The organism is Desulfonatronum thiodismutans (assembly GCF_000717475.1).
GTDB classification, from domain to species: domain Bacteria; phylum Desulfobacterota; class Desulfovibrionia; order Desulfovibrionales; family Desulfonatronaceae; genus Desulfonatronum; species Desulfonatronum thiodismutans.
In genome coordinates this window covers 216,573-231,773 of record NZ_JPIK01000004.1, presented here as the reverse complement: position 1 = coordinate 231,773, position 15,201 = coordinate 216,573, and the positions used below count along the sequence as shown (strand labels likewise).

The 15,201-nt window shown below is 58.6% G+C and carries 15 protein-coding genes, 2 tRNA genes and 1 other RNA gene; 13 read left to right on the top strand and 5 right to left on the bottom strand.

The window, feature by feature from the left end:
- Nucleotides 1–437 precede the first annotated feature (437 nt).
- Nucleotides 438–698, top strand: coding sequence for a hypothetical protein (locus GY33_RS20230; protein WP_084184725.1), 261 nt, complete (start codon nt 438–440; stop codon nt 696–698).
- Here GY33_RS20230 and GY33_RS0101675 read toward each other — a convergent pair.
- The 3 genes from GY33_RS0101675 to arfB all read right to left on the bottom strand — a co-directional run bounded on the left by GY33_RS0101675 (nt 693) and on the right by arfB (nt 2,407).
- A tRNA-Met gene (locus GY33_RS0101675) sits at nt 693–769 on the bottom strand. The genes GY33_RS20230 and GY33_RS0101675 overlap by 6 nt on opposite strands.
- Before the next feature lie 82 nt (nt 770–851).
- Nucleotides 852–1,979 carry a metallophosphoesterase gene (locus GY33_RS0101670; protein ID WP_031385668.1) on the bottom strand — a complete coding sequence of 376 codons (1,128 nt, stop codon included), beginning with the start codon at nt 1,977–1,979 and terminating at the stop codon, nt 852–854.
- Nucleotides 1,976–2,407 carry an alternative ribosome rescue aminoacyl-tRNA hydrolase ArfB gene (gene arfB, locus GY33_RS0101665; RefSeq protein WP_035270981.1) on the bottom strand — a complete coding sequence of 144 codons (432 nt, stop codon included), beginning with the start codon at nt 2,405–2,407 and terminating at the stop codon, nt 1,976–1,978. The genes GY33_RS0101670 and arfB overlap by 4 nt, the downstream gene beginning before the upstream one ends.
- 346 nt (nt 2,408–2,753) lie before the next feature.
- Between arfB and GY33_RS0101660 the strand changes: the two genes are divergently transcribed.
- Nucleotides 2,754–3,689, top strand: a complete 936-nt coding sequence (locus GY33_RS0101660) for an ABC transporter ATP-binding protein (RefSeq protein WP_031385666.1) — start codon at nt 2,754–2,756, stop codon at nt 3,687–3,689.
- Nucleotides 3,686–4,471 carry an ABC transporter permease gene (locus tag GY33_RS0101655; protein ID WP_031385665.1) on the top strand — a complete coding sequence of 262 codons (786 nt, stop codon included), beginning with the start codon at nt 3,686–3,688 and terminating at the stop codon, nt 4,469–4,471. Before GY33_RS0101660 ends, GY33_RS0101655 begins: the two co-directional genes overlap by 4 nt.
- A 69-nt stretch (nt 4,472–4,540) precedes the next feature.
- Here GY33_RS0101655 and GY33_RS0101650 read toward each other — a convergent pair whose 3' ends face one another.
- Complete coding sequence (locus tag GY33_RS0101650) at nt 4,541–6,136, bottom strand: sigma-54 interaction domain-containing protein (protein WP_031385664.1); 1,596 nt, start codon at nt 6,134–6,136, stop codon at nt 4,541–4,543.
- Between the two features lie 321 nt (nt 6,137–6,457).
- Between GY33_RS0101650 and GY33_RS0101645 the strand changes: the two genes are divergently transcribed.
- From GY33_RS0101645 to GY33_RS0101630, 4 genes are all read left to right on the top strand, one after another.
- Entirely contained in the window at nt 6,458–7,144 is a 687-nt protein-coding gene (locus tag GY33_RS0101645) for a TVP38/TMEM64 family protein (protein WP_161788428.1), read from the top strand.
- 52 nt (nt 7,145–7,196) lie between these two features.
- On the top strand, nt 7,197–7,985 hold the full coding sequence (locus GY33_RS0101640) for a hypothetical protein (RefSeq protein WP_152555022.1): 789 nt from the start codon (nt 7,197–7,199) through the stop codon (nt 7,983–7,985).
- 63 nt (nt 7,986–8,048) lie between these two features.
- On the top strand, nt 8,049–8,690 hold the full coding sequence (locus GY33_RS0101635; RefSeq protein ID WP_152555021.1) for a flagellar brake domain-containing protein: 642 nt from the start codon (nt 8,049–8,051) through the stop codon (nt 8,688–8,690).
- On the top strand, nt 8,690–9,157 hold the full coding sequence (locus GY33_RS0101630; protein WP_031385660.1) for a hypothetical protein: 468 nt from the start codon (nt 8,690–8,692) through the stop codon (nt 9,155–9,157). The genes GY33_RS0101635 and GY33_RS0101630 overlap by 1 nt, the downstream gene beginning before the upstream one ends.
- A 35-nt stretch (nt 9,158–9,192) precedes the next feature.
- Here GY33_RS0101630 and GY33_RS0101625 read toward each other — a convergent pair whose 3' ends face one another.
- Nucleotides 9,193–9,987, bottom strand: coding sequence for an ABC transporter ATP-binding protein (locus GY33_RS0101625; RefSeq protein ID WP_031385659.1), 795 nt, complete (start codon nt 9,985–9,987; stop codon nt 9,193–9,195).
- A 116-nt stretch (nt 9,988–10,103) separates the two neighbouring features.
- Between GY33_RS0101625 and GY33_RS0101620 the strand changes: the two genes are divergently transcribed.
- The 6 genes from GY33_RS0101620 to ispD all read left to right on the top strand — a co-directional run bounded on the left by GY33_RS0101620 (nt 10,104) and on the right by ispD (nt 15,194).
- The gene (locus GY33_RS0101620) at nt 10,104–11,003 is read left to right on the top strand and encodes an NAD(P)/FAD-dependent oxidoreductase (protein ID WP_031385658.1); all 900 of its coding nucleotides are present in this window, start codon (nt 10,104–10,106) and stop codon (nt 11,001–11,003) included.
- Nucleotides 11,004–11,068: 65 nt separating this feature from the next.
- Nucleotides 11,069–11,144: transfer RNA gene (locus tag GY33_RS0101615), tRNA-Ile, on the top strand.
- 173 nt (nt 11,145–11,317) lie between these two features.
- Nucleotides 11,318–12,319, top strand: a complete 1,002-nt coding sequence (locus GY33_RS0101610) for a Nif3-like dinuclear metal center hexameric protein (RefSeq protein ID WP_031385657.1) — start codon at nt 11,318–11,320, stop codon at nt 12,317–12,319.
- Nucleotides 12,320–12,412: 93 nt separating this feature from the next.
- Nucleotides 12,413–13,168 carry a zinc ribbon domain-containing protein gene (locus GY33_RS0101605; RefSeq protein WP_031385656.1) on the top strand — a complete coding sequence of 252 codons (756 nt, stop codon included), beginning with the start codon at nt 12,413–12,415 and terminating at the stop codon, nt 13,166–13,168.
- A gap of 243 nt (nt 13,169–13,411) precedes the next feature.
- Nucleotides 13,412–13,899: RNase P RNA component class A (gene rnpB, locus GY33_RS19610), an RNA gene on the top strand.
- A gap of 20 nt (nt 13,900–13,919) precedes the next feature.
- Nucleotides 13,920–15,194: a 2-C-methyl-D-erythritol 4-phosphate cytidylyltransferase gene (ispD, locus tag GY33_RS0101600; RefSeq protein ID WP_235185432.1), complete on the top strand. Its 1,275-nt coding sequence runs from the start codon at nt 13,920–13,922 to the stop codon at nt 15,192–15,194.
- The last annotated feature ends 7 nt before the right edge of the window (nt 15,195–15,201 follow it).

Here is a 15,201-nt window from a genome sequence, read left to right as displayed (position 1 = left end):
TAAAAACATGACAGGAGACATCGCCATGTTTCGCACAATTGCTTTGCGCGTCGGAACAACAATGTTCTTAATCATAGTCGCAACGCTGCTTACTGCTGGCAGTCTATTTGCAAGAACCCTAATATGCTATAAAAATACAGACTATTTTTCAAAGCGGTGTACGATTCATCCATATGCAGTTACAAAATTAGTGAATGGAAATATTGTGAAGGGACATCTCGTCGGTTGTCAGTTCAAATCCTATACGTGCATGGGCGGGGTATGTGAGGATAACTACGGACCATTACATATCCCATATTATGTCAGCATGGACGATCACCCTGGCTTTTGCGATCTGCTCTGCAACAATCCTACGTGTACGGATCCGCAGGGGTGGCGTTAATCGTCAACGCAAAATGCATGACAATACTGTACTTCGCAGCGGCAAGGAGATCATCATGGGACGCACTTTTGGTAAATGGATCGGAATGGTGGTCGTTACGACAATGCTTTGCCTGACCGGGCTGGTCATGTCCGACGAAGCCCAGGCCCAGAGGTTCGTGGACAATGGGAACGGGACGGTGACGGATACGCAGACTGGACTGATGAGTTTGACAGATTGGCTTGGCTTTCGTTGGTTGGGCAGGGGGTGGACGAATCGCCCTGCAACGAAAAAGGGTTCCGGCCAACCGACCGGAACCCTTGATTTTGCTTGGTAGCGAGGGAGGGACTTGAACCCCCGACTCTGCGGATATGAGCCGCATGCTCTGACCACCTGAGCTACCTCGCCCTTGGAGGGAGTGCCTCCCGAACAAGAATTTGGTTACATATAGATTTGAGTTTCGTTTGGCAAGTAGTTGTGGCCGGGAAAGTCAATTTGTGTCTCGGACCAGGTCGATGACCACGACTTCAGGCCGTGCGCCGACGCGCAGCGGCGGGCCCCAGGTGCCCGCGCCGGTGGTCACGTAGAGGTGGCTGTCGCCTTGCTGAAAGTGACCGGCGAGATATTTGTGCTGCCTTTTGACGAACCAGTGGAATGGAAAAATCTGGCCACCGTGGGTGTGGCCCGCGACCATCAGGTGGATGCCCTGGGGCGCGGCTCTTTCATCCCAGGCCCAGGGCCGGTGGGTGAGCAGGATCTGAAAGTGGTCCGGCGAGAGTTCGGGAGAGAGCCGGTCCAGGTGGCGGATCATGAATTCGCGGTCCATGAAGCCCCAGGTCGGGTCGTCGATGCCGATCAACTGGATGCCGGTGTCCGGCAGGATCAGGGTCTCGTTGCGCAGCAGGCGGATTCCGGCCAAGTCGTGGAAGGCTCGGCTGGTTTGCAAGCCGACGTAGAATTCATGGTTGCCCAGGACCCCGAAGACGCCCAGGGGCGGGGCGAGGCGGGCCATGGCGGCGGCCTTGGGTTCCAGCCACTCCGGATGGTCGTTGATCTGATCTCCGGCCAGCAGCACCAAGTCCGGCTCCAGTTCGTCGACGAACCCGGTCAGCCGCTCCACCCAGGCCTGTCGAGTCATCACGCCGAAGTGGGTGTCGCTGACCAGCACGATGCGGGTGTTCGCGGTCACCAGGGGCGTGCGAATTTCGATCCGGGGCGTTTCCCACTGCGTGGCCGCGTACAGGCCGTAGAGCACGATGATCGCGGTCAGGGCCAGGACCGTGAGGAGTTGGCGCGGGCCGCGGGGGAACCAGCGAGTTTTGGCGGCCGGCGGTAGTTTGAGCAGTCCTTGCAAGACCAGACTCAGGATTTGCAGCCAGAACAGATAAAAGGCCGTCCCCATCCAGACAAAGACCAGCCACCACAGGATGCGCACCAGGGGGTGAGGCCAGTCCGCAGGGATCAAGTAGGCCAGAAACGGGGTCGCGGTCAGGGCCAGGACCGCCGGCAGGCCGATCAGCCATTTCCGAAGCCCGAGGCCGAGCTGTGCGCCCATCCGCGCCCAGACCAGCAGGTGCATGGACAGATAGACCAGGCTCGCGGTCAGAAAAAACGTCATCCTTTCTCCTCGTCCACGGTTTTACGGGTTTGTTTAACGTTTCCACGGCGTTTCTTTCGATCCAGTCTGCGCTGCCGCGCCCCCAGGCTCGGCTTGGTGGGACGGCGAGGTCGAGGCGGACGCCAGGATTCGGCGATCAGTTCGGCCAAGCGAAGCAAGGCGTCGGAACGGTTGCGCTCTTGCGTCCGGTGTCGGCGAGCCTCGATGATCAATTCCCCTTCGTCGGTCATCCGCCTGCCTGCTCGAAAGATCAGGCGTTGGCGTACGTCCTCGGGCAGCAGCGGGGTGGAGTGAACGGCGAAGCGCAGGCGCACCGCCGTGGAAACCTTGTTCACATTCTGCCCACCCGGTCCGGAACTGCGCAGAAACTCCAACTCCACGTCGGGAGAGCGTTCAAGCAGGTCGGGGGGGATTGGGAGGGAGGGCATGGAGTTGGTCGAGAAAAGTTTTTTTTCTGGAAAAACAGCCAGGGATTGCGGGAAGAGGGTGCGCGCCTGGGCTCTATTGATTGAGGTTACCTTTTGAGGGGGTGGGGAGCAAGAATGGAGTGCCGCGTATAAAGAGGAGTATTCAAGGGAAATACATCTCGGGTGGTCGTGGGCCGCGCAATGCTGGTGATTGCTTGAGTTGGACGAAGGGGCTATTGCAGGCTTCAAGGCCGTGAGTCCGGGCCACGGAGCAATGGGCTTTGGCCTTGGCGTCGCTTTTGGGAATGAATGCGTGCGGCCCTAGCCGAACTTTCAGAACATTTTTGTTGATGGAGTCAGGAAGAGTATGGTTTTTGTGCCCTCGCAATCCAATCCGCCGATCATTGAGGCCCGTAATCTGCGTAAGCGGTTCGGGTCGTTCACGGCTGTGGACGACCTGAGCTTTCGCGTGGAGAAAGGTGAGTTTTTCGGGGTGTTGGGACCGAATGGGGCGGGGAAGACCACGGCCATTCGGATGATCTACGGCTTTTCGCCTCTGACCTCCGGAAGCATGCGGGTTTTCGGGTTGGACATCGGGCGGGGATGGCGGGAGGTTCGGTCCAGGCTGGGGGTCTGCCAGCAGGAGAACACCCTGGACCCGGATCTGACCGTGGAGCAGAACCTGCTGGTCTTCGCCGGATACTTTTCCTTACCCAAGGTCGAGGCCGGCCGACGGACCGGGGAACTGCTGGAGTACTTCGCCCTGGAGCACAAGAAGCAGGCCAAGGTGGAGCATCTTTCCGGAGGCATGGCCCGGCGGTTGATGCTGGCGCGGGCCCTGATCAACGAGCCGGAGCTGATTATTCTGGACGAACCGACCACCGGCCTGGACCCGCAGTCCCGGCATCAGGTCTGGGACAAACTAAAGGAACTCCGGAGCCGGGGGCTGACCATGCTCCTGACCACGCACTACATGGAAGAGGCGGCCTGGCTGTGCGACCGATTGATCATCGTGGACCACGGCCGGGTGCTGGTGGAAGGGACGCCGAAAGACCTGATCCGGGAGCATGCCGGGGACTCGGTGGCGGAAGTGGAGTCGCCTTCAGAGGAACTGCGAGTGTTTGTCCGTTCTCAAGGCCTGGCCCACGATGACCTTGGAGAGCGGATCATCATCTACAACACCCTCGGGCCGGAGTTGGAACACCGGTTGCGGGACGAATTCTGCGCCCAGACCTGTACGTTCCGTCCGGGATCGCTGGAAGATGTGTTTTTACGTTTGACCGGCAGGGGGTTGCGGGAATGATCCGGACCGGAAGGTATTCGTTGCGGCTGTTGCGGGTCTGGCGGCGTAACTTGGTGGTCTACCGGCGAATCTGGAAGGTCAACTTCCTGGTTCCGCTGCTGGAGCCGCTCTTCTACCTGCTGGCCTTCGGCATCGGGTTCAGCGGGCTGGTGGGGGAGGTGTCCTATGCCGGAGAAAGCCTGACCTATGTGGCCTTCATCGCTCCGGCCCTGTTGGCCGTGGCGATCATGTTCAACGCCTTTTACGAGACCACCTTCGCCTCGTTCGTGCGCATGTACTACCAGAAAACCTTCGACGCCATGCTCTCCACTCCGCTGTCCCTGGAGGAAATCATCACCGCGGAGATCCTCTGGGGCGCGACCAAATCGGTCCTGGCCGCCGGGCTGATGCTGGTGGTCATCGCCCTGTTCGGGCTGGTTCGGCTTCCCGAGGGCTTGTGGATTCTGCCCTTGGCCTTTTTAGGTGGCATGGCCTTCGGCTCGGTGGGCATGTACTTTACCGGGATCACGCCGAGCATCGACATGTTCAATTTGCCGATCTTCCTGTTCGTCACCCCGTTGTTCCTGTTCAGCGGAACGTTCTTTCCCGTGGCCGGGTTGCCGGAATGGGCCCAGGTGGTGGCTTGGTTGTCCCCGCTTTATCACTTGGTCGAGCTGTCCAGACTTGCGACCATGGGGCGGATAGAGAGCAATGCCGTGATCAGCCTGGGATATCTGGTTTTGTTCAGCGGCGTGTTTTTCGGACTGGCGGTGCGGGCGATGCGCGGACGGCTGATCAAGTAGCTTTGCATCCGGAAACCACGGCATGTCCGGAGGGGAACGTGGCGTCCGTGAGGCAGAGTTCCTTGGCCGTCAAGCTTCGGGGTGTTGCTCGACTTTGCGCTTTCTGGCTTTGACCTTTTGAACGGAAACCATGGCGTCCAGTTCGAACTTGGCCACTTTGTAGCCCATCTGGCGCTGGGTCAGGCCGAGTTCCTTGGCGGCCCGGGCCTGGATCCAGTCGTTACGGCGCAAGGCCGCGATCACCTCTCGTTTTTCCATCTCTCGCAGCAGGGCCGGTTTGTCCGAAGTGCCTGAGTGAGCGGGCTTGCCCTGGGCATGGGCCGGGCTCTCGGTCGTTCCGGGTCGGGGCGAAAGATAAGGCTGGATCAGCTCCGGTTGGATACGCTCCTGTTCGCTGAGGATCACCAGCCGTTCGATCAGATTTTCCATCTCCCTGACATTCCCCGGCCAATCGTAGCCCTTGAGCTGTTCCAGGGCCTCCACGGAGAAGTGGATTTCCCGGTCGTACTCCCGGCTGACCTTGCGCAGGAAATGAATCAACAGGCCTTCGATGTCCTCCTTGCGCTCCCGCAGAGCCGGGGTGTGGATGGGAAAGACGTTCAAGCGGTAGTAGAGGTCCGGACGGAAAGCTCCCTGGTTAGCCAGGCTTTCCAGATCCTTGTTCGTTGCCGCCAAAATGCGCACGTCCACCTTGCGGGTCTTGTTGCTGCCCAAGCGTTCGAATTCCTTCTCCTGAATGAACCGGAGCAGCTTGGCCTGCAACCCCAAGGGCAGTTCGCCCACTTCGTCCAGAAAAATTGACCCCTTGTGCGCTTCCTCGAACTTTCCCGGCTTGGTTCCCATAGCCCCGGTGAACGCCCCTTTTTCATACCCGAACAGCTCCGATTCCAGAAGGTTTTCCGGGATGGAAGCACAGTTGACCTTGATGAACGGGAAGTTCTTCCGCTCGGAAAGATCGTGGATGATCCGCCCGATCAAGGTTTTGCCGGTGCCGGATTCGCCCTGGAGCAACACCGTGGCCTTGGTCGGGGCGACCCGCTCGATCTGCCTCTGGACTTCCTGCATGGCCAGGCTGCGGCCCACGATGTACGGGCCGTCGGATCCCTTGGAAACCTTGTAGCGCAAAGAGGCGTTTTCCGCCCGCAGTTCCTGGAATTTTTCATTCAGGCTGATGAACTGGGCGATGAGCACGGCCACGACCTGCAGGAATTCGATGTCTTCCTGGGAGGAGACATGGTCTTCGAAGAGACGGTCCACGTTCAGGACCCCGATGGCCTGTCCCTGAAGCATGACCGGGACGCCGATGAAGGTCAGGTGCTGCTTTTCCAGGGTGCGGGATTGGGTTTTGTTCAGGAACAGCGGCTCCTTGCGGATGTCCGGGATGGCGTAGGGCTTGCCGGTCTGAAAGATCTTCCCGGTAACGCCCTCGTCCAGGCGGTACACCCCGCGGCGCATTTCTTCCGCGCTCAGGCCATGTGAGGCGGTAATGAACAGCATGCCGGTCTTGCGATCCAGGAGGGTCACCGTGGCCCGCTTCATGCTCAGCGTCTCCGAGAGGATCCGCAGCACGTCCCTGAGGGTGTTTTCCAGGTCCGGCAGGTTGGCGATAACTTCACTGATACTGGAAAGGACTTTCAGCTTGAGATCTCTGGTGTCTGGACGCATACTCGTTGGTATCGCAAAAAGTATTCCAGATATGCAAAAATAATAATAATTTGAATTATATGATTTTATTTGCACCCGTCTCCGGGAAAGCCATTTTAGGCCGACAAAAATGCGTAATAAACAGCTCCATGTTTACGTTATTGTAAAGGGTGTTTCCTTCTGGGGCGGGCTGTACCTGATCCGTGCTTTCCGTTAGCTTGGTCAGAGGTATGTCTTCCCTTGCGGATTTGTGGATGTGGTGATTCCCCACTCCGTTGACTCTGGGCCATCGCAACGGATTGTTTTTGAACAACATGATTTTCTGAAGGAATTATGTCGCTGATGAGTCGTGCTGGTGACCGGTTGCACGGGACCTCCGCGTTGACCATCGCGGGCTGGGCTTCCGCGGTGGCGATGCTGGCTGTCATGGCGGCTTTGGGAGCTGCCTTTGACTGGAGCATGGTCCACGTTAAGGCCGCCGAGTGGACCCATGCCTGGTGGCTCGTGCCGGTATTGGTCCTGGCCCAGGCCCTGCCTTTCGCCTTCGCCTTGCCCGGTTCGGTCATGTTTCTGGTCATCGGGCTGCTCTACGATCCGCTGCCTGCAGCGGCGATGATCGCCGCCGGAGGCGTGATGGGCAGCATGGCGGCCTACTATTTCTCTGGAAAGATCGCGGTTTCCTGGGTGGAGCAGGTTCGGCGGCAAAAGGTGTACAAGGTCTTGCGGAGCAACACGAACTTTCTGATGCTCTGCGCCATGCGCACCTTGCCCGGCTTTCCCCATTCCGTGATCAACTATGGTTCCGGACTGTTGCGGGTACCCCTGAAACGCTTCGTTTCCAGCGCTATCTTAGGGTACCTGGTCAAAGGGATGCTCTACGCGTCCATCCTGCATAATGTCGTGGACGCCGACGAGGTCGGAGACTTGTTCACCCTGGACGTGATGTGGCCGCTACTGGTTCTGGCGGGCTTGTTCGTCGCGGGCTTTTTTCTGCAAAAGGCCTTGGGTGGAACGCAGTCGTCAAGCTGATGACCGACTTGGAATGCACGTTCAGACTGTTTATGGGGACAGCGAGGCGAGAGTGAGTGACAACTTAACGAAATCATATGTATCCGCGCATGGCAGTCAGCCGGATGGGCGGCTGGTCGACTTGGTGCACTCGCCCCTGGAAGCCGTGGCCGCGTACTGGCTTTCCCTGAAAAAGACCCTGGATCAACGGAAGAATGGAAAATTTCTACCCGAAGAGGCCAAGCACGCCACCGAGCCGTTCATCAAGCACCTGTTGAAGCTCCTGCAATCCGGTCTTTCTCCCGAAGACTGCCGACGCCTGGCCGGGATCAAGCAGCGCAATTTACTCCGGGACCTGCATCGCAAGCTTGATCTGCTGGCCATCTGCCTGTTGGGCATCGCGGATAATGAGAACCCGCAGAAAGTTCTGATCCGAATCATATCCAAGTTTTCCATCTCGCCGATTTTCGAGAAGGAAGTCTTCGAGATAGCCCAACAGGCCCTTCAAAGTCTGGACAACCCCAAGACCAGGGAGCGGTTTTTGCTCATCGATCAATCCATGAAGATCGAAGCCTTGATCATCAACATGATGGTCTACTCCATGTTCGCCCGGCGCAATGATCTGAAAAAAATGGTCGTGTTTTCGGAATATATCCGGTCCTATTACTTTTCCGAAGGCATGGCCCTGATCCAGGACGGATTTGAGCACGATTTCGTGAAGTACCGATTGATCTTGCTGCGTAAGGAAATCCTGGCGGACATGGAAAACAAAATGGAAATGTCCGTGGAGATGTTTCTGGGCATCCGCAAGGGCGTCGCTTACGAGGATCTGTTTCGAGTCTACGAATCGTTCACGTTGTAGCACAGGTTTTTCGTGTCCTTCCGGCATTCTGGCCGACGGAGGGAAGGCAAGGGGAGGTTCCCGTTGAACAGAATCGAGCCCGGAACCAGAATTATGATGGAGTTGGCCGGGATTAAGGACAAGCTCCAGTCCTTTTTCGTCGGTTACATCAGAAATCGCTGCGTGATCACCGTCGTTCCCGTGGTGCCGCAGGTCAATCGCGAAATGCTCATGGAGCATTTGTACAAGGGCAACTCCGTGACGGTCCGGTATATTCACTCCGGAACGGTGCTGGGGTTCACCACGGAAATCCTGCACGTTACCTTCTCACCCTTTCCTTTGCTTTTTTTTAAATATCCCGAGCATGTTGAGTCGTTCAATCTGCGTAAGGTCGACCGGATGGACTGCCTGTTCCCGGCCACGGTGATTCTCGAAGACGTATGTCTTGCCGGAGCATTGTCCGACATCAGTATATCCGGCTGCAACATCGTCTTGCCAACCAACGACGAGCAAACCCTCTCCGTGGAAATCGGCGATGTGTTGCTTTTGCGATGCCCGCTGCTGTTCGAGGCGGATCAAGCGGAGATTCCCTGCACGGTCAGGCAACTGAGTAAAAGTGGTGTGAAAGCGAGACTCGGTTTGATGTTCACGGATGTTCCGGACGACCTGCTGGCACGGGTCAATGTCTATATCGAGCAAACCCTGATGTTCCTGGACTCCGCCTGATGGACATTCGCGCGGATACGGAAATTTCTCGGACTATCGGCGGGTTTGCCGCCGGAATGGCCGTGGTCCTGTTTTTGGTCTGGATATGGTTGCGTCCTGGAGGGGAATTCAGCGCTTTCGCCGGAGTGGTCCTGTCTGTGGTTGCCGCGGGCTGTTTCTCATATCGGCATGAGGTGCATATCGATCAGCGGGCCGATGTGGTGGAAAAGTATCGGCGGATTTTGTTTCGGGAGCGCCACCGGGGATTCTTATTCAGTGAGTTTCGGGCGGTGGGCGTTGCAACCGTACTGGGCGGGGATTTGCGTCCCGTCTATCTGGCTCATGTGATCGAGCTACGCGGCAGGAGCCGACTGGTTTTGCCGGGGGTGCATTTCGGCCTGGAAAAGGCCAAGGTCGAAGCGGCCGATTTGGCTCGCCAACTGGATCTGCCTCTGGAATCACGGTTGCGTACGATTCTGTGGTTGTGACCGGCAGGCTGGAGGACAAGGGCGTCGGACTGGATTCAGCCCGGAACCACCTGATAAAAGCCGCCGGATTCCAGCAGGCGCAAGGGGACGGCGAAGAGGTCGGTCAGGGCCTGTTCCGTGAGCACGGCTTGCTTGGGGCCGTCGGCCACGACTCGGCCTTCCTTGAGCAGGACGATCCGGTCAATTTCCGGGGGTATTTCGTGGATGTGGTGAGTGACCAGAATCATGGTTTTGCCGCGGCGCATCAGTTCGCGGATCGTGGCCAGGTAATGGAAACAGGCCGCGATATCCAAACCCGAGGTTGGTTCGTCCAGGAGCAGGGCCTCGGGATCGTGGACCAGGGCGCGGGCCAGCAGAAGGCGGCGTTGCTGCCCTGTGGACAAAGAAGCGTAACGTCTTTGGGCCAAGTCGGCTCCGGCGAGTTCTTCCAGGATACGTTCGGCCCGTTCGTGTTCTTCCCGGGAGAACCGTTGGTGGGCATAGGTGCCGATGGATGATCTGAGTCCGGAAAGGACCACTTCCCGTCCGCTGGCCGTGCCTTGATAGTCCTGTTGCAGATCGGAGGAGACGATGCCCAGCCTGGAGCGTAGTTCCCAGATATCCCATCGTTCCCGGCCGAACAATCGCAGGACCGTGTTCGGCTCCGCCGCGGGATAGAGTTCACGGGACAACAGTTTGAGCAGGGTCGTCTTTCCGGCGCCGTTGGGGCCGAGAATTACCGTGTGTCGACCATGCTTAATGGTCAGGTTCAGGTCATGAAAAACCCGGCTCCGGCCTCTGTAGACCGTGGCCGCGCGGATATCCAGAATAGGGGGCGTTCTGCTGGGCATTTCGGGGCACTCTAGCTGTGAGCAGCGGTTTTGACAATTCGGTCAGGCCCTTCTACCTTGACTGTTTTATCAACGATTTTCAACGATTTGCCCGACAATCGGGCAGGGAGCATGCCATGCGCGAGGTTGACGTACTGATCATTGGTCAGGGACCGGCGGGATTGTCCGCGGCCATTTACACCGCCAGGGCCGGGATGAAGACCGTGGTCCTGGGTTGCGCGCCGAAAGTCGCCGGGGATTACGACATCGACAACTATTTCGGTTTCGACGAAACCATTTCCGGCAGGGAGCTGATCGAACGCGGCACGCGGCAGGCGCAACGCTTCGGGACGGAGGTTGCGTGCGACCGCGTCCTTGGGGTTCATCTGGGAGAGCAGGGTCGATACCATGTCCGGAGCGAACAGGGCGAGTACGAGGCTTGGGCCGTGATTCTCTCCACCGGCGTGGCCAGGGTCCGGCCGGGTATCGAGAATTTGCACGACTATGAAGGCAAGGGCGTTTCCTATTGCGTGAGTTGCGACGGCTTCTTTTTCCGTCAAAAACAGGTCATGGTTCTGGGCGAGGGGAATTTTGCGGCGAATCAGGCTCTGGAACTGCTGCATTATACGCCCAAGGTCCATGTTTGCACGCAAGGTAAGGCTCTGGACATGGGGGCGGAGTTTCTGGACAAGCTGCGTGAGGCCGGAATACCGGTCTCGGAGCGCAAGATCGCCAAATTGGCAGGGGAGGACGGTCTGTCCTCCGTGCAATACGAGGACGGCGAGCATGACCCCGTGGACGGGCTGTTCATCGCCATGGGCCAGGCCGGGACTTCCGATTTCGCCGTCAGCCTGGGGCTGGTGATGCGCAAGCAATTCATCGAGGTGGACGAACAGCAGCGGACCAACATCCCCGGGATTTTCGCGGCCGGAGACTGCGTCGGTCGTTTTTTGCAGATCAGCGTAGCCGTGGGGGAAGGTGCCTTGGCCGCTAGGTCCGCCATCGAGCACGTCAAGAAAGTTCGTCCAAAAGAGTGATGAATTTACGCTTGACAGGACTTCCTGCTCCAGGGTAACAGTTTTCTCTTTTGCAAATTCTTAATGGGCCTATAGCTCAGTTGGTAGAGCCACCGGCTCATAACCGGCAGGTCCCAGGTTCAAGTCCTGGTAGGCCCACCATAAGAGGATTCAGGTGCCTCAGGCGCGTACGAAGACATCACCCGCATTGCTGAAATATTGTTCGCCGTTCTTACGAGAGGTGTTTCTTGGAAAAGTTTATCCGGGAAACACCTTTTTTTTGTCTTTTTTTTTGCGAAAAATCCGTCAAACCATGAACAGAGCGAGGGCTGACCATGCACGTTCATGAACTGATCGCCATGATCGAGGCGACCGCTCCCCTGCAATGGGCGGCGTCCTGGGATCGAAGCGGGGTGCAGGTAGCCGCGGGCAGGAAGCGGGTCGGTAAACTGGCCGTTGGGTTGGATCCCACCCCCGGACTGATCGACCAAGCCTTGGGCTGGGGGGCGGACTTCATTCTTGTGCATCACCCGTTGGCCTTGAAGCCGGAATTGCCTGCTCTGCCAAATGGATATCGTCATGTCCTCGGGGCGTTGCTGCGCCATGACGCCTGGCTGTACGCCGCGCACACCAGCCTGGACGTTCAGCCTCGAGGGCCGGTGCGATGGCTGGCCGGGGAATTGGGATTGAAGAACATCTCCGTGCTGGAGGAGACTGGAAGCCGTCTTGGGCGATGGTTTCGGATACTGGGTCCGGAGGGCCGGATTGAGCAGGTCGCGCAAAAGCTTGAAGGACGTCCTGGCGTCGAGGTCTATGCACTCGGTGCGCGGATTTTGGAGGTGGTGGCCGCTCCGGGGAGTGACTTTGAGGTGTATGGGGTGATTTCCGGCGTGGAAGATGACGCGCTTCGGGTGGTTTCCCACGAGTTGGACCTGCCGAAGGAACCTCTTGGTTTCGGATTCGTGGGCGATATGCCGGAACCGACGCTCTGGGGGGAGTTTTCCGAGGCTCTCAAGAGACTTCTTGGCCCCCCGAAAGCGTTGGCCGGAATTGTTCCCGAGAAGGTGAACAGGGTGGCTTGTTGCCCGGGGTCCGGGGCATCGCTGCTTGGACGGGTCGCCAAGGTCGGGGCGCAGGTCTACGTGACCGGCGACCTCAAGTACCATGACGCGCAGGCCGCTCGTGAGCTGGGGTATTTGGTAGTGGACGTGGGCCATTTCGCCCTGGAGGAGCGTATGATGCGCGTATTCTCCGAGGAATTGCGGCGCAAGCTGACCCACGGCGCCGTGGAGGTGGCTTTTTTCCCCGGAATCGACTTTTTGTCCTCGTCTTCTTGATATGTCGGAGTCGGGCGGGGACGAGACCGGGGCACGAAACGGGTCGGATAAAGCGGGATATTGATCGGAATTAAGGAGGGAAAAACATTGAGCCTGTATTTGAAACAGATTGAGCAATTGGTCGCCCTGCAAATGATCGACGACGAGATCATGCAGTTGAACACGTTCTTGAAAAACGCTCCTTTGGAGATGGAACGGATGGAGGCGCGTCTTCTTGAACTCAAGGACGCGGTGGCGCATTTGAAGGAAAAAATCGCCATGATCGTCGCTCAGCGGGACCAGTTGGACAGTGATATCGAGGATTCCGGACGGAAGATCAAGAAGAGCAAGAACAAGCTGATGATGGTCACCAACTCCAAGGAGCATCAGGCCATGATGCGGGAGATCGACAACCTGGAGAAGACCAACCGCGTCCGGGAAGAAGAAAAGATATCCCTGCTGGAGGAACTCGCCCGGCAGGAGGAGACCCTGGCTTCGACCCAGGCCGAGTTGACCGCTCTGCAGCAGGAAATCACTCAGAAAAAGAAGCAGATCAACCAGAAGCTTCAGTCCGCCAAGGTTCGCCTGGAAACACTGAAAGGGCTGCGCGGCGAGGCCGAACAGGTGATTCCCAAGCCGATCCTGAGCCGCTACCAATTCATTCGGGCCCGGTTGTCCCAGCCCGTAGTGGTCTCGGTGGGCGAGGGAATCTGTAAGGGATGCAACATCAGCATCCCGCCGCAGACCTACAATGTCCTGCAAAAAGGGGAGCAGATCCTGAGCTGCCCCAATTGTCAGCGAATCATCTACTGGTCCGAGCACTTTTCCAAGGAAGACGAAGTTGAGGAGACCGAAGCAGCCGCGGCTTAGTCCGTGGTTTGGCCTGGAAATGCACTGAAAGCAGCCTGGGAAGGCCGCCTCTGGTACAGTGCTTTGTGAGCGGGAAGCATCGCTCTGAGCACCGGGGCAACTTCCCGCGGCACGGCTTTCGATTACGATTGCGATCTCGATTTCGACTTGGTCCGAAAATACGTGAAAGAGGACAAAGTTGCATTTGAGTTTTACCCAGACTCTTTGACCTGGGATGGGCGCTGTTCTATATTCTTTTTCGCGGGAGTCGGGCAGATTGTCGTCGGGGGCGTGTTTTGCTCAGGCAAGGCGCGTCCCGGGAGGAAAGTCCGGGCTCCATAGGGCGGGACGCTGGATAACGTCCAGCGGGGGCGACCCCGGGAAAGTGCCACAGAAAACAGACCGCCCGGCGTTCACTTTGCCTTGGTACGTTTCTCATCAGTTGAGGGAAGACCAGGGCAAGGTGAGCGCGGGGTAAGGGTGAAACGGTGGGGTAAGAGCCCACCAGTTGCCGCGGTGACGCGGCAAGCTCGGCAAACCCCGTTCGGAGCAAGACCAAATAGGAGGACGCTTGAGGCCGGCCCGGTCGAAGTCCTCGGGTAGGTTGCTGGAGGCCGGAAGCAATTCCGGTCCTAGAGGAATGACAATCGCCCCGCGCTCACTTTGTCCTGATGGATCGTCGGGTCATGATGCTTTGCCAGGACAAAGTGGGCGCGGGGAGACAGAACCCGGCTTATCGCCCGACTCCCGCGTTTTCACACCAAATGCTTCCATGACCCCCACTTCTGTTTTATCCATGAAATCTTCCTTGCGTCGTCCCTGGGCCGTGGTGCTGGCCGCCGGTCAAAGCTCCCGTTTGGAGCGGGCCGGGGTGGGGACCAGGAAGCAGTTTTTGCTTTGGCGGGGCGTGCCCTTGTTCTGGCACGGTGTTCGGGTTTTCGCGCAAATACCGGATCTGTACGGGGTGGTCGTGGTGTTTCCGGCCGAAGAATTGGCCGTGGGGGAGGAGTGGGTCCGGCGGCTCGTGGATGCGGAGCGGCCGGGGATTCCCGTGCTGACGGCCCAGGGGGGGGCGTTGCGGCAGGATTCGGTCCGGCTCGGTCTGGCCGCGGTTCCGCGGGAAAGCGAGGTCGTGCTGATCCACGACGCGGCCCGGCCCTTTGTCCGTCCGGCCCTGGTCACGGCCCTGGTCACGACTTTGGTGGCCGCATTGCGGGAAAAAGAATCGTCCGACGTCGGCGACGAAGCCGTAGTCGGAGTGATTCCCGGCCTTCCCGTAACTGATACCGTCAAGCAGGTCAGCCAGGGGCGGGTGTCGGCCACCTTGGACCGGGCCGTCCTGCGGGCGGTGCAAACCCCACAGGTTTTTGACCGCGCGGTCCTTGAAGAGGCCCACCGACGCTGCCTGCAAGAGCAATGGACGGTGACGGACGACGCCTCCCTGGTGGAGCGGCTGGGGAGGGGCGTGCGCGTGATTCCCGGAGACCCCGACAACATCAAGATTACCAACCCGGATGATCTCAACCTGCTCAAGGAATCCGTCGAGATGAGCACTTCCATTCCCTGCGTGGGCTTTGGCTACGATGTCCATCGCTTTGGCCCGGGCCGTCCGTTGAAGCTGGGCGGCGTGCCTTTTCCCGGTGCTCCGGAGATCATCGCCCACTCGGACGGCGACGTGCTCCTGCACGCCCTGGCCGACGCCCTGCTGGGCTGTCTGGGCAAGGGCGACATTGGAGAACTCTTTCCGGATTCGGATGCGCGGTTCGAGGGCATCGACAGCGCCGTACTGGTGTCTGAGGTTCTGGAATTGGCCCAAGGGGAAGGGCTGGTCCTGACCCACGTGGACCTGACCGTCGTTGCCCAGGTTCCCAAGGTCGCCCCCCGGCGCGAGGAAATCCGCCGCAATGTCGCCCGGCTGCTTGGCCTGGACTACTCACGGGTCGGGGTCAAGGCCAGTACCGAAGAAGGGCTGGGATTCACCGGCGCGAAGCAGGGCATCAAGGCCATGGCCGTGGTCACGGCCATGCGGCGCCTCGATTCGAAGTAAATGAGTT

What these genes read in the sequence shown, in the direction of transcription:
- GY33_RS20230 (WP_084184725.1), top strand. Translation starts at nt 438, where the DNA reads ATGGGACGCACTTTTGGTAAATGGATCGGAATGGTGGTCGTTACGACA.
- GY33_RS0101670 (WP_031385668.1), bottom strand. Translation starts at nt 1,979, where the DNA reads ATGACGTTTTTTCTGACCGCGAGCCTGGTCTATCTGTCCATGCACCTG.
- arfB (WP_035270981.1), bottom strand. Translation starts at nt 2,407, where the DNA reads ATGCCCTCCCTCCCAATCCCCCCCGACCTGCTTGAACGCTCTCCCGAC.
- GY33_RS0101660 (WP_031385666.1), top strand. Translation starts at nt 2,754, where the DNA reads ATGGTTTTTGTGCCCTCGCAATCCAATCCGCCGATCATTGAGGCCCGT.
- GY33_RS0101655 (WP_031385665.1), top strand. Translation starts at nt 3,686, where the DNA reads ATGATCCGGACCGGAAGGTATTCGTTGCGGCTGTTGCGGGTCTGGCGG.
- GY33_RS0101650 (WP_031385664.1), bottom strand. Translation starts at nt 6,136, where the DNA reads ATGCGTCCAGACACCAGAGATCTCAAGCTGAAAGTCCTTTCCAGTATC.
- GY33_RS0101645 (WP_161788428.1), top strand. Translation starts at nt 6,458, where the DNA reads ATGAGTCGTGCTGGTGACCGGTTGCACGGGACCTCCGCGTTGACCATC.
- GY33_RS0101630 (WP_031385660.1), top strand. Translation starts at nt 8,690, where the DNA reads ATGGACATTCGCGCGGATACGGAAATTTCTCGGACTATCGGCGGGTTT.
- GY33_RS0101625 (WP_031385659.1), bottom strand. Translation starts at nt 9,987, where the DNA reads ATGCCCAGCAGAACGCCCCCTATTCTGGATATCCGCGCGGCCACGGTC.
- GY33_RS0101620 (WP_031385658.1), top strand. Translation starts at nt 10,104, where the DNA reads ATGCGCGAGGTTGACGTACTGATCATTGGTCAGGGACCGGCGGGATTG.
- GY33_RS0101610 (WP_031385657.1), top strand. Translation starts at nt 11,318, where the DNA reads ATGCACGTTCATGAACTGATCGCCATGATCGAGGCGACCGCTCCCCTG.
- ispD (WP_235185432.1), top strand. Translation starts at nt 13,920, where the DNA reads ATGACCCCCACTTCTGTTTTATCCATGAAATCTTCCTTGCGTCGTCCC.